We start from the raw sequence: 22,433 nt of genomic DNA on the forward strand, positions 1-22,433 counted from the left end.
CCCTTCCTCACCAGCGCGTTTCCGCGGCGCGGTGAACACCCTCCTCGTCGCCGGACTGTCGGCGCTCCTGCTCGCCGTCCTGTTCGTCGGCTGGCTGGTCTGGCTGGTGAACATCCAGGCCTGCGAACCCCGCCCCGTCAAACCCGAGTTCGCCGCCGGCCGGTCCGCCGCCGGCGAGCGGAAGTAGCGGCGGCCGGCGGGGAACGCGAAGGGCCCCGCGGGACGGTGCGTCCCGCGGGGCCCTCGAAGCGCTCGGGCTCAGATGAACGAGTTGATCTGGATCGTCTCGTCGCGGCCCGGGCCGACGCCGATGGCCGAGATCGGCGCGCCCGACATCTCCTCCAGCGCCTTCACGTACGCCTGGGCGTTCTTCGGCAGCTCGGCGAAGGTCTTCGCCTTGCTGATGTCCTCGGTCCAGCCCGGCAGCGTCTCGTAGATCGGCTTGGCGTGGTGGAAGTCCGACTGGTTGTAGGGGAGCTCCTCGACCCGCTTGCCGTCGATCTCGTACGCGACGCAGACCGGGATCTGCTCCCAGCCGGTCAGCACGTCGAGCTTGGTGAGGAAGAAGTCGGTGAGGCCGTTGACCCGGGTCGCGTAGCGCGCGATGACGGCGTCGAACCAGCCGCAGCGGCGGTCACGGCCGGTGGTGACACCGCGCTCGCCGCCGATCCGGCGCAGCGCCTCGCCGTCCTCGTCCAGCAGCTCGGTCGGGAACGGGCCGGAGCCGACGCGGGTGGTGTAGGCCTTGAGGATGCCGATGACCCGGTCGATCTTGGTCGGGCCGATGCCGGCGCCGGTGCAGGCGCCGCCCGCGGTCGGGTTCGACGAGGTCACGAAGGGGTACGTGCCGTGGTCGACGTCGAGCAGGGTGCCCTGGCCGCCCTCCAGCAGGACGACCTTGTCGGCCTTCAGCGCCTCGTCCAGGACGAGGGTGGTGTCGGCGAGGAACGGCTTGATCTTCTCCGCGTAGCCCAGGTACTCCTCGACCACCAGGTCGGCCGGGATGGTGCGGCGGTTGTAGAGCTTGACCAGGATCTGGTTCTTGTCGTGCAGCGCCGCCTCGATCTTCTGGCGCAGGATCGACTCGTCGAACAGGTCCTGGACCCGGATGCCGACGCGGTTGATCTTGTCCGCGTAGGTCGGGCCGATGCCGCGGCCGGTGGTGCCGATCCGGCGCTTGCCGAGGAAGCGCTCGGTGACCTTGTCCAGGGTCCGGTGGTACGGGGTGATCAGGTGGGCGTTGCCCGAGATCAGCAGCTTCGAGGTGTCGATGCCGCGGTCGTTCAGACCGGCCAGCTCGGAGAGCAGCACGGCCGGGTCGATCACGACGCCGTTGCCGATCACCGGCGTCACGTTCGGGCTGAGGATTCCGGAAGGGAGCAGGTGCAGGGCGTACTTCTGGTCGCCGATGACCACCGTGTGACCGGCGTTGTTGCCGCCCTGGTAGCGGACCACGTAGTCGACGGAGCCGCCCAGGAGGTCGGTGGCCTTCCCCTTGCCCTCGTCTCCCCACTGAGCGCCAACGAGCACGAGTGCCGGCACAGGCGTACACCCCTTCCGGTTGGGGCATCCTGCGTAGGCCGCAGTCTGCCCCGAGATAGACGAAGCCCCTGGCGCAATGGCGCAAGGGGCTCTTGCACCGAGAGATTACCTGAGGAAGGACCGGTCGTGTCGTCCCTGTCCACGCCTGCTACCGGCGGCCCGGAGCCGCTCCTGCTGCTCCTCGACCCGGTGGCCCGGCAGACCGACGGCGAGTCGGTGCGGATCGCGAAGGACGTGCTCTGCGGGGGCGCGGACGTCAAGGTGGCCTTCCCGGAGAGCCCTTCCGAGCTCGACCGGGTGCTTTCGCACCGGGGCCGGAGGCGACCGGTGGTGATCGGTTCCGACCTCGCGCTCCAGCGGGTGCTCCAGGCGCTGCATCGCCAGCGTGAGCTGGGCACCAAACCGGTGGGAATGGTTCCGGTCGGCCGCGCGGAGGAGCTGCTGGCGGCCCGCGCGCTCGGCGTGCCGGAGGAGCCGGTCCGGGCCGCGCGGGCGGTGCTGTCGGGCGCGCCGCGCCGGCTGGACCTGCTGGTGGACGACGGCGGCGGGGTGGCGCTGGGCGGGGTGCGGATCACCGGCGGGAGCAGCCGTCGGCCGGTGGGCCGCGCGGGTGGCTGGCGTTCGCTATGGGCGAAACTGGCTGCGGCCGAGCAGGCGAACGTACTCACGACGGACGGCTCCGACCACGGCTCCCGGGTCCGGGTCGAGGCCGACGGCCGGCTGCTCGCGGACGTCCACCGGCCGGTCCGGCTGGTCCAGGTCTCGCTCCCGTCCGGCGCCCCGGACGGAACGGGCGAGCTGGAGGTGGTGGTCGCCGCCTCCGGGGCCCTGGTGCGCGCCCGGGCGGCGAGCGTCTCGGTGGTCGGCCGCGGCTTCGGCTACGAGGCCGACGGCCACCCGGTCGGCCCGGTCCGCGCCCGGACCTGGACGGTGCACCCGGCCGCCTGGGGGCTGCTGCTGCCCGCGGCCTGAGTCCGGGGCGCCCACGGCCCGCCGTCGTCCGGTCGCGGACGGTCGCGGTCGTCCGGAACCGGCGGGCGAAGGCCGGGCGACGGGCGGAAGAACCCCGGGTGAGCAGGCTCACGTTCGGTCGCGCCCCGACGGCCGCCGCCGTACCCGCGCAATTCCCCAACAGGCGCGAACCACAAGGCCAACCGCCACCCGCGGGAATGTCCCCCACCCGAAATCCCCGCCCCGTAAGGGGTTTTGTCTACGCGCGTTAACCCGCCGTCACCGGACAAAGCGGAAGTCCCGGGTTCCGGAAGCCCTGGTCAACTGCCCTAGACTCGAAGGCGTGCCACGTGGTGACGGAAGACTCAACCACGATCTTCTTCCCGGTGAGAAAGGCCCCCAGGACGCTTGCGGCGTCTTCGGTGTCTGGGCTCCCGGCGAGGAGGTCGCCAAGCTCACGTTCTTCGGCCTTTACGCCCTGCAGCACCGCGGTCAGGAATCCGCGGGCATCGCAGTGAGCAACGGCTCCCAGATTCTCGTCTTCAAGGACATGGGACTCGTCTCCCAGGTCTTCGACGAGGCCTCGCTGGGGTCGTTGCACGGGCATATCGCCGTCGGACACGCCCGCTACTCGACCACCGGTTCCTCGGTCTGGGAGAACGCCCAGCCGACCTTCCGGGCGACCGTGCACGGTTCGCTGGCCCTCGGGCACAACGGAAACCTGGTGAACACCGCCGAACTGGCGGCGATGGTCGCCGAGCTGCCCGGCGAGGAGCACATCTCGCGCTCCGGCCGGACCGCCGCGACCAACGACACCGACCTGGTGACGGCCCTGCTGGCCGGCCACCCGGACCTCTCCATCGAGGAGACGGCCAAGGTCGTGCTGCCCAAGGTCAAGGGCGCCTTCTCGCTCGTCTTCATGGACGAGCACACCCTCTACGCCGCCCGCGACCCCCAGGGCATCCGCCCGCTGGTGCTCGGCCGGCTGGAGCGCGGCTGGGTGGTCGCCTCCGAGACGGCGGCGCTGGACATCTGCGGCGCCTCCTTCATCCGCGAGGTCGAGCCCGGCGAGCTCATCGCCATCGACGAGAACGGCATGCGCAGCTCCCGGTTCGCCGAGGCCAAGCCCAAGGGCTGCGTGTTCGAGTACGTCTACCTGGCCCGCCCCGACACCTCCATCGCCGGCCGCAACGTGCACCTCTCCCGCGTGGAGATGGGCCGTCGGCTGGCGAAGGAGGCCCCCGTCGAGGCCGACCTGGTGATAGCCACGCCCGAGTCCGGCACCCCCGCCGCGATCGGCTACGCCGAGGCCAGCGGCATCCCGTACGGCTCCGGCCTGGTGAAGAACGCCTACGTGGGCCGCACCTTCATCCAGCCCAGCCAGACGATCCGCCAGCTCGGCATCCGGCTCAAGCTCAACCCGCTGCGCGAGGTCATCGCCGGCAAGCGCCTGGTGGTCGTGGACGACTCGATCGTCCGCGGCAACACCCAGCGCGCGCTGGTGAAGATGCTGCGCGAGGCGGGCGCCGCCGAGGTCCACATCCGGATCTCCTCGCCGCCGGTGAAGTGGCCCTGCTTCTTCGGCATCGACTTCGCCACCCGCGCGGAGCTGATCGCCAACGGCATGACCATCGAGGAGATCGGCCGCACGCTCGGTGCCGACTCGCTCTCCTACATCTCGATCGACGGCATGATCGAGGCCACCAAGCAGCCCAAGGACAGGCTCTGCCGGGCCTGCTTCGACGGCGAGTACCCGATGGAGCTGCCGGACCCGGCGCTGCTCGGCAAGCTCCTGCTGGAGGCCGAGATCAAGGGCAGCCAGCAGCCGCCGGCCGTCCGCGGCAAGCCGACCAGCGGCAGCGACCTGGACGGCGTCCAGTCGCTGCTCGGCGGGGCGGGCGCGGCCGACGCGCTGCGCCGCCCGTGAGAACCCACGGTGGGGTCCCGCGAACCGGGACCCCACCGCTGTTCCAACCCCCCACCCTGACCCGAAAGGGCCGCACGCAGTGACCTCCAACCAGAACGGCGCCACCTACGCCGCCGCCGGTGTCGACATCGAGGCGGGCGACCGCGCCGTCGAGCTCATGAAGCAGTGGGTGAAGAAGGCCGGCCGCCCCGAGGTGGTCGGCGGTCTCGGCGGCTTCGCCGGCCTCTTCGACGCGTCCGCCTTCAAGAACTACGAGCGGCCGCTGCTGGCCTCGGCCACCGACGGCGTGGGGACCAAGGTGGCCATCGCCGCCGCCATGGACAAGCACGACACCATCGGCCACGACCTGGTCGGCATGGTCGTCGACGACCTGGTGGTGTGCGGCGCCGAGCCGCTGTTCATGACCGACTACATCTGCGTCGGCAAGGTCGTCCCGGAGCGGGTCGCCTCGATCGTCAAGGGCATCGCCGAGGGCTGCGCCCTGGCCGGCTGCGCCCTGGTCGGCGGCGAGACCGCCGAGCACCCGGGCCTGCTGGGCCCGGACGAGTACGACGTGGCGGGCGCCGGCACCGGTGTGGTGGAGGCCGACGCGCTGCTCGGCGCGGAGCGCGTCCGGGCCGGTGACGTGGTGATCGCGATGGCCGCCTCCGGCCTGCACTCCAACGGCTACTCGCTGGTCCGCCACGTGCTGCTGAACGAGGCCGGCTGGAACCTGGACCGCAAGGTCGAGGAGTTCGGCCGCACCCTCGGCGAGGAACTGCTGGAGCCGACCCGGATCTACTCGCTGGACTGCCTGGCGCTCACCCGCGCCACCGAGGTGCACGCGTTCTCGCACGTCACCGGCGGCGGTCTGGCGGCCAACCTGGCCCGGGTCATCCCGGAGGGCCTGCACGCCCGCCTGGACCGCGGCACCTGGACCCCGCTGCCGGTCTTCCAGACCGTGGCCGAGGTCGGCAAGGTGGCCACCCTGGAGATCGAGAAGACGCTGAACATGGGCGTCGGCATGGTCGCGGTCGTCCCGCCGCACTCGGTGGACGTCGTGCTGTCGATCCTGGAGGACCGCGGCGTGGAGTCCTGGCTGCTGGGCGACATCGTCGAGCGCGCCGACGAGCACGAGGGCGGCGCGGCCCTCTACAACGCCTACGAGGGCTTCCGCGCGAGCTGATCGGCCGGTGCCGACGAGAGGGCCCCTCCGGTGCACCGGAGGGGCCCTCCCGCGTACCGGGACGGTCCTGGGGTGGCCGGGGGCGTCCCCGGGCCACCGGACCCGGCCGAGGGAACGCCGAAGACCGGCCCGGCGCCCTGGGCGCCCGGACCGGTCCGGCGGGACTGCTCGGTTACGAGCGGCGGGAGGCCTGCGAGGCCCCGGGACCCGACCCGCTGTCGTCCTCGTCGTCGAGGTCGGCGTAGCGGGCGGCGTACTCCGCGTAGGGGTCGTCGTCCTCCACTTCCTCGATCGGCTCTGGCTCGATCGCAGGAGTGGACGGCGATACGCCCAGCTCGTTGGACAGACGGTTAGCGTCGAACCCGCCGCTGTTGTACTTCAGCTCGCGGGCGACCTTCGTCTGCTTGGCCTTGGCCCGGCCGCGCCCCATGGGTCGACCCCCTCAACGATGGGGCTCACGGCCCCGCTGACACGTGTTCATGATCAGGACCGGCGTCTGCCCGAATGGGAGAGGCCGTCCCTTGGAGCATTAACGGTACCTGTTTCCGCCGCTGGACGGTACGTCGTCGGTGTGACGTGGCGCGCACCGACCGCACCCGAGGCCAGGTCTTTCCAGGTCAAGGGAGGTTTTGCGGCGATTTTCGCGCTGTCCGGAGGTGTCTGAGGTCCGTCGTTCCAGGACCGATTATCCCCCCTAGGGGGACCTCGGATCACCCGTTCGGGCGGAGAAGTGAGAATCCGGTTCCACATTGTGATGCGCGGGGGGCCTCGGTGGAGGCCCCCCGCGCATCACGGGTCCGCTGGCGGGCCGGATCAGGCGCGGCGGGCGGCGGGCAGCAGCACCGTGCGCAGGGCGCTGATCTCGCGCATCCGCTTCTCGGCCAGGCGGTCGGCGGCGACCGCCGGCGGGATGCCGTCGGAGGCGGCCCGGGTGAAGATCTCCAGGGTGGTGTCGAAGATCTTCGTGGCCTTGTTCTTGGCCCGGTCGAAGTTGAAGCCGTCGATCTCGTCGGCGACCTGGATGACGCCGCCGGAGTTCACCAGGTAGTCCGGCGCGTAGAGGATGCCGCGGTCGGCCAGGTCCTTCTCGACGCCCGGGTGGGCCAGCTGGTTGTTGGCCGCGCCGCAGACGACCGAGGTGCCGAACTCGCCCAGCGCGGCGACGACGGAGTCGGTGAGGGCGCCGCCGAGGGCGCACGGGGCGTAGACGTCCAGCTTGGCCTGGAGCAGGGCGGCGGTGTCGGCCACCACCTCCACCTCCGGGTGGGCCGCGCGCACGCGGTTGACGGCCGCCTCGAAGGGGTCGGTGACGACGACCGTGGCGCCGTCCGCGACCAGGTGGCCGACCAGGTAGTGGCCGACCTTGCCGACGCCGGCGACGCCGACCCGCTTGCCGCGCAGGGTCGGCTGGCCCCAGCGGGCCTGGGCGGTGGCGCGCATGCCCTGGAAGACGCCGAAGGCGGTCAGGATGGAGGAGTCGCCGGCGCCGCCGTTCTCGGGCGAGCGGCCGGTGACGAACTCGGTCTCGCGGGCGATGACGTCCATGTCCTGGACGTAGGTGCCCACGTCGCACGCGGTGATGTAGCGGCCGCGCAGGGACTCGACGAAGCGGCCGTAGGCCCGGAGCATCGCCTCGTTCTTGTCCTTGTTCGGGTCGCCGATGATGACGGCCTTGCCACCGCCGAGGTCCAGCCCGGCCAGCGCGTTCTTGTAGGACATCCCGCGGGACAGGTTCAGCGCGTCCTCCAGCGCCGCCTCCTCGGAGGCGTACGGGAAGAAGCGGGTGCCGCCGAGGGCCGGGCCCAGGGCGGTCGAGTGGATGGCGATGATCGCCTTGAGGCCCGAGCTGCGGTCGTGGCAGAGGACGACCTGCTCGTGGCCGTCGCCGGGGGCACCGTCCTGTTCGGTACGGAAGATCCTGCTGAGCACGCCGGATGCGGGGTGCGTGGCGGGGGTCTGTACGTCGGTCACTGTGGTGACTCCAGTATCGAAGGCCCGCTGCTGTGGTGCGGGCGCCTAGGGCGAAGAGTAGTCGCGGGCGGGCCGCCGATCGGCAGTCTTGCCCCAGCAGGCCCCGGACGTCCGAGGGGTGAGACGGACGGGGGCGCGGCCGCGGTCGCGAGCGGTTCGGGGGCGCGCCCTCCCGGGGCCGGGCGGTGCGTGCGACCATGCAGGACGTGACCGTCGTACGCACTTCCGTACAACCGCCCTACGCCGCCCACCTGCGGGTCTACGAGCCGCTGTCCGCCCATCCGGAGCCCGAGCGGTCGCGTTGGCAGGCCCGGGCGGCGGAGTACGGGCCGGACGCCGCGGAGCCGGCCCAGCCGGTGGCGGCGGCGGTGCTCGCGGAGCAGCGCGAGGCGCTGGCCGAACTGGCCGCCCGCACGCCCAGGGCGCTGCCCGAGAAGGAGAGCGGGCGGGCGTACCTGCGGGTGGTGGACGGCGTACTGTACGTCTGCCCGTGGGCGACCAGGCTGCGCAGCTGGCAGGCGCTGGAGGAACTGCGGGCCGGGGCGCCGGTGGCGCTGCTGGACTCCGCGCTGCCGCCGGTGGCGAGGGCGGCCGCCGAGGCGGACCGGGAGCGCTGGCGGGCCGACCACCCGGACGCCCGGCCGTGGATCCTGACCAGCCGGTGGGAGGTGCCGGTGCGCTGGTTCCTGCCGTTCGGGGACGAGGACCGCTGCTTCGTGCCGGAGGGCGCGGAGGGTGCGGAGGGTGCGGAGGGGACGGAAGGGGTGGCGGGGGAGCGGGGCCGGCCGGCGGCGCTGTTCTACCTGGTGCCGATGGCGCAGGCCCGCCGACGGGTGGCGCGGGCCCTGCGGGCGCTGCGCGAGGCGGTGCCGGAGGGGGAGTTGGTGCGGGGGGCGGAGCGGATCGGGCGCTGGCTGGAGGAGTTCCACCCGCGCTCGCTGGTGGAGCTGGACTACGGGGGACTGGTGCATCTGCTGGGGCCGGAGCGGCTGTTGGCGGACCGTTCGGCGGGGGAGCTGGAGGAGGGGCTGCGCGCCCTGCGGGCGGGGGACACCGCCGAGGCGCTGCGCGCGTACGGGGAACTGACGGTGCGGTGGAACCGGGTGCTGGCCCTGCGGCATGCGAACTGACGTCCGACCGCGCGTGTATGACTGTCAGAGGACTTCAGGGGACTTAGGGACCGAAACCGTGATGACCAAGGTCCTGGTTCGGGTCAATACCTGCCGAACGTGACACTACTCACCGTTGACGCGAACTTACCCCTATGTGCAAAAATGGGACAACCGGCCCAACTTCACGCGCGCGTGCCCACTTTTGGGTGGTTCTGGAGTCGATGCGTGCTTTGGGGGGAAACGGAGGGTCTGATCCCTTCGTAACCGGATGTCACCATTGTGTGACTGTCCGTTATGGGGTGGTCCATCGCCATCCGTCGGGCTTGAACCCGTGAGGGGTCAATTTTGGCGGTTTGGTCGATAGGGCTGGACGGATGGTGTAGTTGTAGACACCAGGACAAGCCGTTCGTCCTATAACCGACTCGGCCCGTCTATGCCATTTCGGGCATCGCGGGCCAAGGTGCAGAATTTGAAGGATAGAACCGCCCTGGTTCGGTTCTCCCGAGGAGGCCGCTCATGACCGCTCGTACCCCTGACGCTGAGCCGCTGCTGACGCCGGCAGAGGTTGCCACCATGTTCCGCGTGGACCCGAAGACGGTCACCCGCTGGGCCAAGGCGGGCAAGCTGACGTCGATTCGCACGCTCGGCGGTCACCGCCGTTATCGCGAGGCGGAGGTGCGTGCTCTGCTGGCTGGGATTCCCGCCCAGCGCACTGAGGCCTGATAGGCCAAAGGCTCTTTAAAGGGGCTGTTTGCCGGACTCCGCCGGGTCCGGCAAGCGGCCCCTTTGTCGTGTCCGCGCGAGGGTGTTCGGCAGGGGTCAACCAGTCGGAATGTTGAACTCCGGATAACGATTTGATGCGCGTGAGGTGGGGGGGATTTACAGTGAATACCTGTACAATTTTACATATTAAATTAACAGGGTTCTGGAGAGGGCTCCACGAGGCCCTTTTCGGGGGGTGACGCGTGACGACCGTCACGCTCTCCGTCACTTGTGGTCTAGACCTACTCCGGGTAGAAGTGCCGGGTGGTCAAAAGCGAGAGGCCCGGAACCTGACGGTTCCGGGCCTCTCGCGTTGCGGCGATCCCGACGGGACTTGAACCCGCGACCTCCACCTTGACAGGGTGGCGAGCTAACCAACTGCTCCACGGGACCAGAGTTTTCTGATCTCGTTCACTCGCTTGCCGCGCTGCGAACAAGACAGATCGTAGCCCATGGTGGGCCCCCAGGTCGAACTGGCTCCTGAAGGCCCGCCGCAGCTCACGGCCCCGCCCGGGTCGGCCGGTGCCCCGCCCGGGTCACAGGGCCGCCCGCGCCGCCTCCATCGCCTTCATGATCCGCTTCTCCGATACCGGGCTCGGCGTGCCCAGCGACTGGGCGAAGAAGCTGACCCGCAGCTCCTCCACCATCCAGCGGATCGCCCGCACCTCCGCGGACGGCTGGTGCCCGGCCGGCACCGCCGCCAGCAGCTCCCCGTAGGCCTGCTGCACCTGCTGCACCTTCAGCAGCTGCTGGGCGTCCCGCTGGGGGTGGTTGGGCAGCGCCTCCAGCCGGCGGTCCACCGCCAGCAGGTAGCGCTTGAGGTCCGGCAGCCGCTGCCAGCCGGTGGCCGTCACGAAGCCCGGGTGCACCAGCGAGGCCAGGTGCAGCCGGACGTCGTTCACCGCGTTCAGCAGCACCGGGCTGCTCACCGCCTTCAGCCGGGTCGAGGCCTTGTGGAAGGCGATCAGCGCGGTGGCCGTCTTCAGCGTGGTGTCCGCCGACAGGTCGTACAGGTCCGCGCGCACCTTGTCGTGCAGCTTGCCGAAGGCCGCCTCGTCCCAGGCCGGGCCGCCGGCCAGGGCCATCAGCCGGTCCGTCGCGGCGGCCACGACGTCCTCGAACAGGGCGCCGATCGAGCCGTGCGGGCTGTGCGAGAGCGCCAGCTTCGCCTGGTTGCCCAGCCGGCCCTGGATCGACTTGGCCGGGGAGTTGGTGGTCAGCGTCAGCAGCCGCCTGGTCCCCTCCCACATCGACTGGGCCTGGGCCTCCGGGGTGTCGAACAGCTTCACGCCGACCGACGGGCCCTCGTCCACCAGCGCCGGGTAGGCCCGCATCGAGTGGCCCCGCGAGCGCTGCTCGAAGGTGCGCTGGAGCACCGGCAGCGAGGCCGGCCAGGCGGTCAGCCCGCTCTGCTCGATGCCCTGGCCGGAGGCGGCCGAGGAGAGCGTCTCCTTGAGCTTGGGCTTGAGCTTCAGCCGCAGCTCCTCCAGGTCCTTGGACTCGGCGAGCTTGCGGCGCCCGTCCACCACCCGGAAGGTCACCTTGAGGTGCTCCGGGACCCGTTCGTCGTCCCAGGCCTCCGGCGGCACGGTGACGGCCGTCAGGCGCTTCAGGGCGTGCTCCAGGGCCGGGAGCAGCGGCTCCTGGCGGTCCTTCACCGCGCGCAGCGCCGCCCTGGCGAAGTCCGGCGCGGGGACGAAGTTGCGCCGGATCGCCTTCGGCAGCGACTTGATGTACGCGGTGACCAGCTCCTCCCGCAGACCGGGGATCTGCCAGTCGAAGCCCTCCGAGGTGACCTGGTTGAGCACCGGCAGCGGGATGTGCACGGTCACGCCGTCCGCGTCGCTGCCCGGTTCGAACTGGTACGTCAGCTTGAAGCGGAGCTTGCCCTGCTGCCAGTGGTCCGGGTAGTCGGCCTCGGTGACGCCGCCCGCGGCGTCGTTGATCAGCATCGACTTCTCGAAGTTCAGCAGGTCCGGCTGCTCGTGCCGGGCCTTCTTCCACCAGGAGTCGAAGTGCCGGGTGGAGACCACGTCCTCCGGCAGCCGGGCGTCGTAGAAGTCGAACAGGGTCTGGTCGTCCACCATGATGTCCCGGCGGCGGGCCCGGTTCTCCAGCTCCTCGACCTCGCCGAGCAGCTTGCGGTTCTCCGCGAAGAACTTGTGGTGGGTCTCCCAGTCGCCCTCGACCAGCGCGTTGCGGATGAACAGCTCGCGGCAGAGCTCCGGGTCGATCCGCCCGTAGTTGACCTTGCGCTGGGCGACGACCGGCATCCCGTAGAGGGTCACCTTCTCGTACGCCAGCACCGCGCCGGCCTTCTTCTCCCAGTGCGGCTCGCTGTAGCTGCGCTTGATCAGGTGGCCGGCCAGCGGCTCGACCCACTCCGGCTCGATCTTCGCGTTGATCCGCGCCCAGAGCCGGGAGGTCTCCACCAGCTCGGCCGACATCACCCAGCGCGGCGGCTTCTTGAACAGGCCGGAGCCCGGGAAGACCGCGAAGCGGGCGCCGCGCGCGCCGCCGTACTCGCGCTTCTCCACGTCGTACAGGCCGATGTGGGAGAGCAGGCCGGCCAGCAGCGACTGGTGGATCCGGTCGGCGTCCGGCTCGGCGTCCTCGTGCGGCTCCTCGATGGTGACGCCCAGCTGCTTGGCGACGGTGCGCAGCTGGACGTAGATGTCCTGCCACTCCCGTATCCGCAGGTAGTTGAGGAACTCCGCCTTGCACATCCGGCGGAAGGCCGAGGAGGAGAGCTCCCGCTGCTGTTCCCGGACGTAGCGCCACATCGCCAGGTAGGAGAGGAAGTCGGAGGTCTCCGAGCCGAACCGGCGGTGCCGCTCGTCGGCGGCCTGGCGCTTCTCGGCGGGCCGCTCGCGCGGGTCCTGGATGGAGAGCGCGGCGGCGATCACCATGACGTCGCGGACGCAGCCGTTGCGGTCCGCCTCCAGCACCATGCGGGCCATCCGCGGGTCCACCGGGAGCTGGGCGAGCTTGCGGCCGAGCTGGGTCAGGCGCTTGCGCGGGTCCTTCTCGTCCGGGTCGAGCGCGCCCAGCTCGTGCAGCAGGTGGACGCCGTCCTTGATGTTGCGCGAGTCCGGCGGGTCCAGGAACGGGAAGGCGGCGATGTCGCCGAGGCCGGCCGCGGTCATCTGGAGGATCACCGAGGCCAGGTTGGTGCGCAGGATCTCGGCGTCGGTGAACTCGGGGCGGGAGAGGAAGTCCTCCTCCGAGTAGAGCCGGATGCAGATGCCGTCCGAGGTGCGGCCGCAGCGGCCCTTGCGCTGGTTGGCGCTGGCCTGGCTGATCGCCTCGATCGGCAGTCGCTGCACCTTGGTGCGGTGGCTGTAGCGGGAGATCCGGGCGGTGCCCGGGTCGATCACGTACTTGATGCCGGGGACGGTCAGCGAGGTCTCGGCCACGTTGGTGGCCAGCACGATCCGGCGGCTGCGCGCGCGCTGGAAGACCTTGTGCTGCTCGGCCGAGCTGAGCCGGGCGTACAGCGGCAGGACCTCGGTGTTCTTCAGCTTCAGCCGGTCGAGGGCGTCGGCGGTGTCGCGGATCTCGCGCTCGCCGGAGAGGAAGACCAGGATGTCGCCCGGGCCCTCGGCCTGGAGCTCCTCGGCGGCGTCGCAGATCGCCTGGATCTGGTCCCGGTCTCGGTCGGCCTCGTCCTGCTCCTCGTCGACCTCGTCGACGACCGGGCGGTAGCGGACCTCGACCGGGTAGGTGCGGCCGGACACCTCGATGATCGGGGCGTCGCCGAAGTGCCGGGAGAAGCGCTCCGGGTCGATGGTCGCGGAGGTGATCACGACCTTGAGGTCCGGGCGGCGGGGGAGCAGCTGTTTGACGTAGCCGAGGATGAAGTCGATGTTGAGGCTGCGCTCGTGCGCCTCGTCGATGATCAGGGTGTCGTACTGGTGGAGGTCGCGGTCGGTCTGGATCTCGGCCAGCAGGATGCCGTCCGTCATCAGCTTGACCAGGGTGTCCTGGCCGACCTGGTCGGTGAACCGGACCTTCCAGCCGACCGCCTCGCCCAGCGGGCTGTCCAGCTCCTCCGCGACCCGCTCGGCCACCGTCCGGGCGGCGATCCGGCGCGGCTGGGTGTGGCCGACCAGGCCGCGCACGCCGCGGCCCAGCTCCAGGCAGATCTTCGGGATCTGGGTGGTCTTGCCGGAGCCGGTCTCACCCGCGACGATCACCACCTGGTGGTCCCGGATCGCCGCCAGGATCTCGTCCTTCTTCTGGCTGACCGGGAGCTCGGCGGGATAGCCGATCCTCGGGACGGCCTGCCGGCGCCGCTCGACGACCAGCTCGGCGCGGTCGATGTCGGCGGCGATCTCGGTGGCGACCTTCTGCCACGCCTCGGCCTTGCGGACCCGGCGGGCCCCCTCCAGTCGGCGCCCGATCCGCACCTGGTCGCGCAGGGTCAGTTCGGGCAGGCGGGCGGCCAGCTCACCGATCCCGTGGCCCTCGGCGGGTGCGGCGGCGGACTGGACTGCGGGAGAACTCACTGCGGGCATCCCTCTAGGTTCGCAAGGAGGCACGGTGGAGCGCACCTCGGTTTTCGAGCCCCTCCAGTGTCACAGCCGTCGGCGGCCGATCGCGAATGCCCGGTCGCGAACGCCCGTCGCGAACGCCCGGTCGCGGACGGCGGGCAACGGTCGGGCGGGGTGCTGGGCTCTGGAGGTTCGAGGAGGTGCTCATGGGAGCCCACAAGACCGTTCGGGACGAGGAGTTCCGGGCGTTCGCCGGCAGCGCGTGGTCACGGCTGCTGCGGACGGCGTACCTGCTGGCGGGGGACCGACACGGCGCCGAGGACCTGGTCCAGCAGGCGCTGGAGCGGGCCTACGTCCACTGGAACAAGGTCCGCGCCGCGGACGACCCGAACGCCTACGTGCGCCGGATACTGATCAACGAGCACGCCCGGCGGTTCCGGCGCAGATTGACCGAACACCCGGTCGAGGCCTTCCCCGACCGGCCCGCGCCCGGCGGATCGGACCCGGACGACCGGGCCGTGCTGCTCGCCGCGCTCGCCGCCCTGCCGCCGCGCCAGCGCGAGGCCGTGGTGCTGCGGTACTGGGAGGACCTCAGCGAGTCCCAGACCGCGGCGGCCATGGGCTGCTCGGTCGGCACGGTGAAGAGCCAGGCGGCCAAGGGACTGGCCAAGCTGCGGGCGGCCTCCTCACTCAACGGACTGGCCACCATCGGAGGTAGGTAGCAGATGAGCACGGAGTCCATGCCCGGGAACGAGAGCGGGAGCCGGGCGGCGGAGACGGAGGAGGAGGCCGCGGCCTCGTGGAGGCTGAGCGAGCTGGCCGGCAGCGTCGACGCCGGGGCGGTGCCGTACGACCGGCTGGTCGCCGGGGGGCGGCGCCGGCTGTGGCGCCGACGGGTGCTGACCGCCGGGATGGCGGCGGCGCTGGTCGTCGGAGTCGCCGGCGGTGCGGCGGTGCTCGGCGAGCGCGGCCGGCAGGCCGTCTCGACCGTGGTGGCGGCTTCGGCCTCCGCCTCGGCTTCGCCCTCCACCTCCGGGGTGGCCGCTCCCGCCTCGCGCCCGAGCGCGTCCGCCACTCGGGACCCGTTCAACCCGGTGCGGGTCAAGGTCGCCGAGGGCACGGCGAGCGGCCACACCTGGCAGGCCTGGGCCGCGCTGTGGCCGGCCACTTCGACGAAGGAGGACCTCGCCAGGCAGTTCCAGCTGATCCGGGCGGAGCGGTACGCCGCCAACCCGGACGTGAAGCCGGTCACCCAGGAGAGCATCGACATCAACTGGAGCCCGAATATCGACCGGGTGAACTACTACTACACCGTGGACGGCAAGCGGCAGGCGGACGACGCCCTGCCCGCGGTCTCGGCTCCGGGCAGTTCCCCGTACGGCGTCGGCGCGGCGTCGCTCGGCCTCGAGCACCAGTCGGACGTCCCGCCGGTGGTGGTCGTGGGGGTCCAGGCCGAGGTCGCGAAGGTCGTGGTCGCCTGGAAGACCGGCGGCACCACCGAGGCGGTGCCGGTCGCGGTCGGGGACTCCCCGTTCCGCTACTTCGCCGTCGGCGCGAAGCCGGGCACCGACGCCGCGACCGTCACGTACTACGCGGCGGACGGCTCGGTGGTGCAGACCTTCGACGACTGGCTCCGGACCTCCTGAGCGTTCCGGACCACGGCTGGAGCGCGGCGCGTCGGCGCCGTGCTTCGTCGTCGGCGGGCTCACGGCCGGAGGGCGGCCTCGTCGGCGTCCGGGAGCCAGTCGCGGGCCGGGTCGTACTCCAGCCGGCGGCTGCGGGCGGCCTCGGTGGTGAACGCCCGCAGCAGGTCTTCGAGCCGGGGGTGCGGGTCGGTGTCCGGACCGGTGCGCCAGAGGAGCGACCAGCGAAACGGGTCAGGAAGTCCAGCCGGTCCACCGCCGCCGGGTAGCGCAGCACGCTGCCCCACAGTTCGTCCGGGCGCAGGGAGTCCCGGCCGGACTGGCTGCCCGCCACCGCCGACTGGCTCACCGCGCGGCTGGCCGGCTCACCGCGCGACTGACCGGCCGGTCAGCGGCCCGGCGGGCGGTGCGGTGGGCGGTGCGGTGGGCGGTGCGGTGGGCGGTGCGGTGGGCGAGGCGGCCGAGCGAGGTGGCCGCGAACAGCAGGCCGCCGGCCAGGAAGAACGGCTCGTAGCCGAAGGTCGCGAACCGGGCCATCGAGTCCAGCTCGTCACTCGACCGGCTGCCGGCGGCCAGTGCGATCCAGTCCGGCACGGACGGCGCGGCGTGCAGCACCAGCAGCGCGGTGGTGCCCCACAGGGCGAAGCCCAGCAGTCGGTCCGGCACCCGCGCGCCCCACCGCCGCACCGGCGCCAGCGCCACCCCCGCGGCCACGGCGCACAGCGGGATCGCGATCACGTCGATCACCAGCAGCGGCGTGCTGCTCCACACCGACCGCCCGTCCGGCAGCCCCAGCCGCCCGTCCGCCAGCCAGTACAGGTGCACCAGCGCGAAGGCCACCGCCCACCCCGCCGCCGCGTACCCGGCGCCCAGCGCCACCCGGTTCCAGCCCGTGTCCCGTGTCGTCTCCATGCCGTCCACGGTCCCCCGCCGCCCCACCGCGCCGGATCGTCCCGCAGGCGGGACCCCCTCCCCCTCCGGGGGGACCCGGGGCCCCGGGAGTCAGTACGGGAGCAGCCCGTCGGTGACCAGGTCGAAGTCGAAGGGCTCCGGGAGGTGCGGCGCCTCGCCGAAGGTGATGTCCTCGCGCCGGTGGTACCAGGTGGCGTCCGGCCTGCTGAAGAGGGTGACGGACTTCTCCCGGGCGTCGATCAGCAGGTAGAGCGGGATGCCCATCAGCGGGTAGTCGCGAAGCCTCCTGAGCCGAACGAACCGAATCCACCGCTACCGGACACCCGGCGTAGTCGCCCGTCCCGCCGGGGGAACGACGAAGCCCCCGTAGCGAATTCGCTACGGGGGCTTCCCGGTTGTGGCCAGGGCCGGGGTCGAACCGGCGACCTTCCGCTTTTCAGGCGGACGCTCGTACCAACTGAGCTACCTGGCCGTACTGCACCGTCTCTTGCGAGACGAGCGATCCCGACGGGACTTGAACCCGCGACCTCCACCTTGACAGGGTGGCGAGCTAACCAACTGCTCCACGGGACCTTGTAGTGGTTGCCCACTCAGGTCTTGCGGCACTGCACTTTACTACATTACTGCGGTACTACGTGCCCCCAACGGGATTCGAACCCGTGCTACCGCCTTGAAAGGGCGGCGTCCTGGGCCACTAGACGATGAGGGCTTGCGGCCTGTCCTTGTGCCGTATCCGGCGTTCGGGGACGTCGAGAAGCATATGGGATGCGGGGCGGATCGCCAAAACGGGTTTCGGCCGGGTGGGGGTCGGGGCGGTCGCGGGGGTCAGGACCAGCCCAACTCGTCCAGCTCGTGGTCGTCGAAACCGAAGTGGTGGGCGACCTCGTGGATGACGGTGGTGCGGACCTCCTCGACCACCTGCTCGCGGGTCTCGCAGTGGCGCAGGGTGGGGCCGCGGTAGATCAGGATGCGGTCGGGCAGGACGCCGGCGTACCACTCGCCGCGCTCGGTGAGCGGGGTGCCCTCGTAGAGGCCGAGCAGTTCGGGGTCGCTCGGATCGGGCTCGTCCTCGACGAAGATCGCGACGTTGTCCATCATGGCCGCGAGCTGCGGGGGGATCTGGTCGAGGGCGTCGCCGACCAGCGTCTCGAACTCTTCCCGGGTCATCTCCACCGGATCATTGTCCGGTGTCGGATGACGGTGTGCCAGGTGGCGGGGGCCGGTGTTTGATGGGGCTGTGACGACCTCGGAGGGCGCGTTGGACGGCGCCGCGGACGAAGCCGTGGCGCCGGCCCGCGGCGGGCGCGGCACCGGCCGCCCGCCGGTGCTGCGCGGGCAGGGGCCGGCGGTGGCGGTGGTCGCGGTGGGCGGGGCGATCGGGGCGGTCGCGCGGTACGCCGCCGGGCTCGGCTGGCGGACCGGGCCGACGGCCTTCCCGTGGACGACGCTGCTGGTCAACGTGGTCGGCTGCGCGGTGATCGGGGTGTTCCTGGTGGTGCTCACCGAGGGACGCCAGACCCATCCGCTGGTGCGGCCGTTCTTCGGCACCGGTGTGCTGGGCGGGTTCACGACCTTCTCGACGTACGCGGTGGACGTCCGGCGCCTGCTGGAGGCCGGACGGCCCGGGCCCGCCCTCGGGTACCTCGGGCTGACGCTGCTGGGCGCGCTGTTCGCGGTGTGGGCGGCGGCCGGGTTGACCAGGCGTCTGATCCACCGGGCCGTCCGCCGCGGGGCCGGGCGGGGCGCGACCGGGCGGGGCGGGGGCGCGCGATGAGCCGGCTGAGCGGGCCCGCGCTGCGGCTGACCGTGCTGGTCGGGGAGAGCGACCGGTGGCACCACCGCCCGCTGTACAGCGAGATCGTGCACCGGGCGCGGGCGGCCGGCCTGGCCGGGGCGAGCGTGTTCCGGGGGATCGAGGGGTTCGGGGCCTCGTCGCTGGTGCACACCACCCGGCTGCTGTCGCTGAGCGAGGACCTGCCGGTGGCGGTGGTGATCGTGGACGAGGAGGAGCGGGTGCGGGCGTTCCTGCCGCGACTGGACGGGCTGGTGGCGGAGGGGCTGGTGCTGCTGGACCGCTGCGAGGTGGTGACCTACGCGGGCCGTGGCCCGGAGCGGGGTGGCCCGGAGCGGGGTGGCTTGGAGCCGGGCGGCCCGGAGGCGGCCGAGTGAACTGGCTGCTGGTGGTGGCGGGCGCGGTGGTCGGCGCTCCGCTGCGGTACCTGACCGACCGGGCGGTGCAGTCCCGGCACGACTCGGTGTTCCCGTGGGGGACGTTCGCGGTGAACGTGGCCGGCTGCCTGGTCCTCGGGCTGGTGACCGGCGCGGTGGCGGCGGGCGCGGCCTCCTCGCACCTCCAACTGCTGCTGGGGACGGGGCTGTGCGGGGCGCTGACCACCTACTCGACCTTCTCGTACGAGACCCTGCGGCTGGCCGAGACCGGTGCCGGGCGGTACGCGCTGGCCAATGTGGCCGGCAGCGTGGCGGCCGGGCTGGCCGCGGTGTACGCCGGGGCGGAGCTGGCCGCGGCGCTCTGGGGCTGAGCCGAGCCGCTCCGGGGCGGAGCCGGCCGGGGCGCTCCGGGGCCGGGCCGGGCCGCCCGCCGACACCTGCCCCGCCGGGCGAGCTTGCCCGCTGCCCGTGTCCCGCCGGGCCGGGCGCGCGTTGGGCACCGAAAGCGGCCGCGCGCGAGTGGGCGGCCCGGGTGGGGCGGTAGAGAGGGACCTCAGTGGCTTCGGTACGGGCGGCACGAGCGGTGCGGGCGGTATGGGCGGTGCGGGTGCGGATGGCCGCGGCCGGTACGGCCCGGGGGCGGGAGGCGGCGGTCCCGCGCTCGCGCGCGGTACGGGCGGCGACGCTGCTGACGATGGCCGGGCTCGGGCTGACGGGGTGCATGTCGGTCGGGCCGGCCGCCGAGGAGAAGCACGGCGTGGCGCCGGTCGGGCAGGCCGGACCGGCGGCCAGGCCGGGGGCGACGGGCGGGCCCTCGGCCTCGCCGGGGGCCGGGCACCCGGGTGGGACCTCGGGGCACCCGGAGCGGGCGGGGGGCCTCCAGGGCGAGGGCGGGTCGGGCGGATCCACCACCACGGTGCCCGGCGACGCGGTGTCCGGGGCGAACGGCTCGGTGGCCGGGGTGGTGCCGGTGCCGGGGGCGGGCGCTCCCGACGGCGGGCCGGGCGGCGGTTCGGCGGGCGGTTCGAACGCCAGCCCCGTGCCGCACCCCGGCGGACCGGCGTCCGGGGGCTCAGGCGGGGCGGGCGGCGCGGGCGGCACCGGGGAGGGCCGCTCCGGCGGCGGTTCGGCCGGCACGCCGTCGGCCACCCCGAGCAACCACCCGTCGAGCACTCCCGCGCCCGAGCACAGCTCGCCCGCCGCGACCGTCCCGCCGGCCCCGGACCCGTCCTCCGGAAGCTCCGGTTCTTCGGCCCCGAGCCCGAGAGGCGTCTCACACTAGGTGGTTGAGCAGGGGGTTTGCCTCCGATCCCGAGGCTCCTCTATGGTGGTAGATCGTTCGTTTGATTCATTTGACTGGCGCCCTATTCCCATCTGGCGCCCTTGGCGCGTTCCGGCGATCCGTGGCTGACCGCATAGAGGCGGTTGTGAAACAGAACCCGGACTTTGGCGCGTGCCACTTCCGGAAGGTTTTGCATGTCTCTCGTTGACGACGCCCGCTTCGCCATGCCCGCGAACGAGGCCGCCGCCGATGTCACCGATACCGACGACACCCTCGACACCGCCGCGGACGAGGTGATCGCCGAGGCCGTGGAGGCCACCGAGGAGGCGGCCGCCGAGCCCACCATCACCTTCGGCGACCTGGGCCTGCACGACGACGTGGTGCGCGCCCTCGCCAAGCGCGGCGTCACCACCCCGTTCCCGATCCAGGCCGCGACCATCCCGGACGCGCTGGCCGGCAAGGACGTGCTGGGCCGTGGCCGCACCGGCTCCGGCAAGACCCTGAGCTTCGGCCTGCCGCTGCTCACCCGCCTCGCCGACGGCGATCGCACCAAGCCCAAGCACCCGCGCGGTCTGATCCTCGTCCCGACCCGTGAGCTGGCCATGCAGGTCGCCGACGCCCTGGAGCCGTTCGGCTCGGTGCTCGGCCTGCGCCTCAAGGTCGTCTGCGGCGGCACCTCGATGTCGAACCAGATCTACGCGCTGGAGCGCGGCGTCGACATCCTCGTCGCCACCCCCGGCCGTCTGCGCGACCTGCTCAACCGCGGCTCCGCCAAGCTGGACGACGTCAAGACCGTCGTGCTCGACGAGGCCGACCAGATGGCCGACATGGGCTTCCTGCCCGAGGTCACCGAGATCCTCGACCAGGTGCCGGCCGGCGGCCAGCGCCTGCTGTTCTCCGCCACCCTGGAGAACGAGATCGACACCCTGGTCAAGCGCTACCTGAAGAACCCGGTCACCCACGAGGTCGACCCGTCGGCCGGCGCGGTCACCACCATGACCCACCACATCCTCGTGGTGAAGCCCAAGGACAAGGCGCCGATCACCAACGCGATCGCCGCCCGCAAGGGCCGCACGATCATCTTCGTCCGCACCCAGATGGGCGCCGACCGCGTCGCCGAGCAGCTCATCGAGGCCGGTGTGAAGGCCGACGCGCTGCACGGCGGCATGACCCAGGGCGCCCGTACCCGCGTCCTCGGCGACTTCAAGGACGGCTACACCAACGTCGTCGTCGCCACCGACGTCGCCGCCCGCGGCATCCACGTCGACGGCATCGACCTGGTCCTCAACGTGGACCCGGCGGGCGACCACAAGGACTACCTGCACCGCTCCGGCCGCACCGCCCGGGCCGGCCGCTCCGGCGCCGTCGTCACCCTGGTGCTGCCGCACCAGCGCCGTGGCGTCTTCCGCCTGATGGAGGACGCGGGCGTGGACGCCTCGCGCCACATCCTCGACCACGCCTTCGACGCGGAGGTCGCCAAGATCACCGGCGCCCGTTCGCTGACCGAGGTCCAGGCCGAGAGCGCCGCCAACATCGCCGGTGCCGCCGAGCGCGAGATCGCCGACATGACCCGCCAGCTGGAGCGCGCGCAGCGCCGCGCCACCGAGCTGCGCGAGGAGGCCGACCGTCTGGCCACCCGTGCGGCGCGCGAGCGGGCCGAGCTGGGCATCGAGGACGAGGAGCCGGCCGCCGAGGCCGAGTCCGGCGAGCAGGCCGCGACCGAGGCCGTTCCGGCCGCGGAGGCCCCGGCCGCCGCGCCGCAGGGCGAGGAGCGTGCTCCGTCGTACCGCGAGGCGCGCGGCGAGCGCCGTGACCGTGACGACCGTCGTCCGGACCGTGACGACCGCCGTTCGGGCGGCTTCGGCGGTGGCCGTGACCGTGACCGTGACGACCGTCGTTCGGGTGGTTTCGGCGGTGGCCGTGACCGTGACGACCGTGGTGGCCGCTCGTTCGGTGGCGACCGCGAGCGCGGTGGCTTCAACCGTGACCGTGGTGGTTTCGGCGGTGGCCGTGACCGTGACGACCGTGGTGGCCGCTCGTTCGGTGGCGACCGCGAGCGCGGTGGCTTCAACCGTGACCGTGGCGGCTTCGGCGGTGGCCGTGACCGTGACGACCGTGGCGGCCGTTCCTTCGGTGGCGACCGCGAGCGCGGTGGCTTCAACCGTGACCGCGACGACCGTGGTGGCCGTTCCTTCGGCGGCGACCGTCCGGCCCGCTCCTTCGGCGACCGTCCGTCCTTCGGCCGTGACCGCGACGAGCGCGGCGGCAGCAGCAGCAGCCGTCCGTTCTCGCGCCGCGACGACCACCGCTCCGGCGGCCGTCCGCAGTCCGACCGCGGTGGCTTCAACCGTGACCGTGGCGGCTTCGGCGGTGGCCGTGACCGCGACGACCGTGGCGGCCGTTCGTTCGGTGGCGACCGCGACGACCGCAAGCCGCGCTGGAAGAACTGACGCCGCACCGGCGGTAGTCGACCGCCGGCCGGGCTGAATCCACGAAGGGCCCGC

Annotated in this window: 21 protein-coding genes and 4 tRNA genes; 13 read left to right on the forward strand and 12 right to left on the reverse strand. The window is 72.1% G+C overall.

Translation table 11 applies throughout. The features are described 5' to 3' along the window. The first annotated feature begins 31 nt into the window (after positions 1-31). A complete protein-coding gene (locus tag ACFRAR_RS02945; protein WP_380694071.1) occupies positions 32-187 on the forward strand; it encodes a hypothetical protein in 156 nt (51 codons plus the stop codon). Positions 188-258: 71 nt separating this feature from the next. On the opposite strand, the gene ACFRAR_RS02950 is transcribed toward ACFRAR_RS02945, so the two are convergent. Beyond that, a complete protein-coding gene (locus ACFRAR_RS02950; RefSeq protein WP_049656442.1) occupies positions 259-1,542 on the reverse strand; it encodes an adenylosuccinate synthase in 1,284 nt (427 codons plus the stop codon). A 126-nt stretch (positions 1,543-1,668) separates the two neighbouring features. On the opposite strand from ACFRAR_RS02950, the gene ACFRAR_RS02955 reads away from it, so the two are divergent. The 3 genes from ACFRAR_RS02955 to purM all read left to right on the forward strand — a co-directional run bounded on the left by ACFRAR_RS02955 (position 1,669) and on the right by purM (position 5,585). Continuing rightward, positions 1,669-2,514 carry a diacylglycerol kinase gene (locus tag ACFRAR_RS02955; protein ID WP_380694073.1) on the forward strand — a complete coding sequence of 282 codons (846 nt, stop codon included), beginning with the start codon at positions 1,669-1,671 and terminating at the stop codon, positions 2,512-2,514. A gap of 322 nt (positions 2,515-2,836) precedes the next feature. Beyond that, on the forward strand, positions 2,837-4,420 hold the full coding sequence (gene purF, locus ACFRAR_RS02960; protein WP_380694076.1) for an amidophosphoribosyltransferase: 1,584 nt from the start codon (positions 2,837-2,839) through the stop codon (positions 4,418-4,420). 79 nt (positions 4,421-4,499) lie between these two features. After that, positions 4,500-5,585, forward strand: a complete 1,086-nt coding sequence (gene purM, locus ACFRAR_RS02965) for a phosphoribosylformylglycinamidine cyclo-ligase (protein ID WP_380694078.1) — start codon at positions 4,500-4,502, stop codon at positions 5,583-5,585. A gap of 172 nt (positions 5,586-5,757) precedes the next feature. On the opposite strand, the gene ACFRAR_RS02970 is transcribed toward purM, so the two are convergent. Next, on the reverse strand, positions 5,758-6,015 hold the full coding sequence (locus ACFRAR_RS02970; protein WP_380694080.1) for a DUF3073 domain-containing protein: 258 nt from the start codon (positions 6,013-6,015) through the stop codon (positions 5,758-5,760). A 383-nt stretch (positions 6,016-6,398) separates the two neighbouring features. Further along, entirely contained in the window at positions 6,399-7,556 is a 1,158-nt protein-coding gene (locus ACFRAR_RS02975) for a Glu/Leu/Phe/Val dehydrogenase dimerization domain-containing protein (protein ID WP_380694082.1), read from the reverse strand. Between the two features lie 197 nt (positions 7,557-7,753). On the opposite strand from ACFRAR_RS02975, the gene ACFRAR_RS02980 reads away from it, so the two are divergent. Further along, entirely contained in the window at positions 7,754-8,686 is a 933-nt protein-coding gene (locus tag ACFRAR_RS02980; protein ID WP_380694084.1) for a hypothetical protein, read from the forward strand. Between the two features lie 498 nt (positions 8,687-9,184). Continuing rightward, a complete protein-coding gene (bldC, locus tag ACFRAR_RS02985; RefSeq protein WP_014137253.1) occupies positions 9,185-9,391 on the forward strand; it encodes a developmental transcriptional regulator BldC in 207 nt (68 codons plus the stop codon). A gap of 358 nt (positions 9,392-9,749) precedes the next feature. Here bldC and ACFRAR_RS02990 read toward each other — a convergent pair. After that, positions 9,750-9,823, reverse strand: a tRNA-Asp gene (locus tag ACFRAR_RS02990). Positions 9,824-9,966: 143 nt separating this feature from the next. Beyond that, a complete protein-coding gene (gene hrpA / locus ACFRAR_RS02995) occupies positions 9,967-13,947 on the reverse strand; it encodes an ATP-dependent RNA helicase HrpA (RefSeq protein ID WP_380694087.1) in 3,981 nt (1,326 codons plus the stop codon). 182 nt (positions 13,948-14,129) lie between these two features. Here hrpA and ACFRAR_RS03000 point away from each other — a divergent pair, with 182 nt between their 5' ends. Together ACFRAR_RS03000 and ACFRAR_RS03005 are read left to right on the forward strand one after the other, a co-directional pair. Continuing rightward, complete coding sequence (locus tag ACFRAR_RS03000; RefSeq protein WP_380694089.1) at positions 14,130-14,645, forward strand: SigE family RNA polymerase sigma factor; 516 nt, start codon at positions 14,130-14,132, stop codon at positions 14,643-14,645. 3 nt (positions 14,646-14,648) lie between these two features. Further along, positions 14,649-15,569, forward strand: a complete 921-nt coding sequence (locus ACFRAR_RS03005) for a hypothetical protein (protein ID WP_380694091.1) — start codon at positions 14,649-14,651, stop codon at positions 15,567-15,569. Between the two features lie 59 nt (positions 15,570-15,628). On the opposite strand, the gene ACFRAR_RS03010 is transcribed toward ACFRAR_RS03005, so the two are convergent. The 7 genes from ACFRAR_RS03010 to ACFRAR_RS03040 form a co-directional block, all read right to left on the reverse strand. Next, positions 15,629-15,853, reverse strand: a complete 225-nt coding sequence (locus tag ACFRAR_RS03010) for a hypothetical protein (RefSeq protein WP_380694093.1) — start codon at positions 15,851-15,853, stop codon at positions 15,629-15,631. Positions 15,854-15,911: 58 nt separating this feature from the next. Then, positions 15,912-16,478 (reverse strand): DUF3995 domain-containing protein, encoded by a 567-nt coding sequence (locus ACFRAR_RS03015; protein ID WP_380694095.1) that lies wholly within the window; start codon positions 16,476-16,478, stop codon positions 15,912-15,914. A gap of 90 nt (positions 16,479-16,568) precedes the next feature. After that, positions 16,569-16,742, reverse strand: a complete 174-nt coding sequence (locus tag ACFRAR_RS03020; protein WP_380694097.1) for a hypothetical protein — start codon at positions 16,740-16,742, stop codon at positions 16,569-16,571. A 134-nt stretch (positions 16,743-16,876) separates the two neighbouring features. Further along, a tRNA-Phe gene (locus tag ACFRAR_RS03025) sits at positions 16,877-16,950 on the reverse strand. A gap of 27 nt (positions 16,951-16,977) precedes the next feature. Next, positions 16,978-17,051: transfer RNA gene (locus ACFRAR_RS03030), tRNA-Asp, on the reverse strand. Positions 17,052-17,114: 63 nt separating this feature from the next. Then, a tRNA-Glu gene (locus ACFRAR_RS03035) sits at positions 17,115-17,187 on the reverse strand. A gap of 116 nt (positions 17,188-17,303) precedes the next feature. Further along, entirely contained in the window at positions 17,304-17,645 is a 342-nt protein-coding gene (locus tag ACFRAR_RS03040) for a metallopeptidase family protein (protein WP_380694100.1), read from the reverse strand. 70 nt (positions 17,646-17,715) lie between these two features. Here ACFRAR_RS03040 and crcB (ACFRAR_RS03045) point away from each other — a divergent pair, with 70 nt between their 5' ends. From crcB (ACFRAR_RS03045) to ACFRAR_RS03065, 5 genes are all read left to right on the forward strand, one after another. Next, positions 17,716-18,252 carry a fluoride efflux transporter CrcB gene (gene crcB / locus ACFRAR_RS03045; RefSeq protein WP_380694103.1) on the forward strand — a complete coding sequence of 179 codons (537 nt, stop codon included), beginning with the start codon at positions 17,716-17,718 and terminating at the stop codon, positions 18,250-18,252. Then, entirely contained in the window at positions 18,249-18,647 is a 399-nt protein-coding gene (locus ACFRAR_RS03050) for a DUF190 domain-containing protein (RefSeq protein WP_380694105.1), read from the forward strand. The genes crcB (ACFRAR_RS03045) and ACFRAR_RS03050 overlap by 4 nt, the downstream gene beginning before the upstream one ends. Continuing rightward, positions 18,644-19,018, forward strand: coding sequence for a fluoride efflux transporter CrcB (gene crcB, locus ACFRAR_RS03055; RefSeq protein ID WP_380694108.1), 375 nt, complete (start codon positions 18,644-18,646; stop codon positions 19,016-19,018). The genes ACFRAR_RS03050 and crcB (ACFRAR_RS03055) overlap by 4 nt, the downstream gene beginning before the upstream one ends. A gap of 185 nt (positions 19,019-19,203) precedes the next feature. Beyond that, on the forward strand, positions 19,204-19,929 hold the full coding sequence (locus ACFRAR_RS03060) for a hypothetical protein (protein WP_380694110.1): 726 nt from the start codon (positions 19,204-19,206) through the stop codon (positions 19,927-19,929). A 194-nt stretch (positions 19,930-20,123) separates the two neighbouring features. Beyond that, positions 20,124-22,379, forward strand: a complete 2,256-nt coding sequence (locus ACFRAR_RS03065; RefSeq protein WP_380694112.1) for a DEAD/DEAH box helicase — start codon at positions 20,124-20,126, stop codon at positions 22,377-22,379. Positions 22,380-22,433 lie beyond the last annotated feature (54 nt).

This window comes from Kitasatospora sp. NPDC056651 (assembly GCF_042792155.1).
Lineage (GTDB): Bacteria > Actinomycetota > Actinomycetes > Streptomycetales > Streptomycetaceae > Kitasatospora.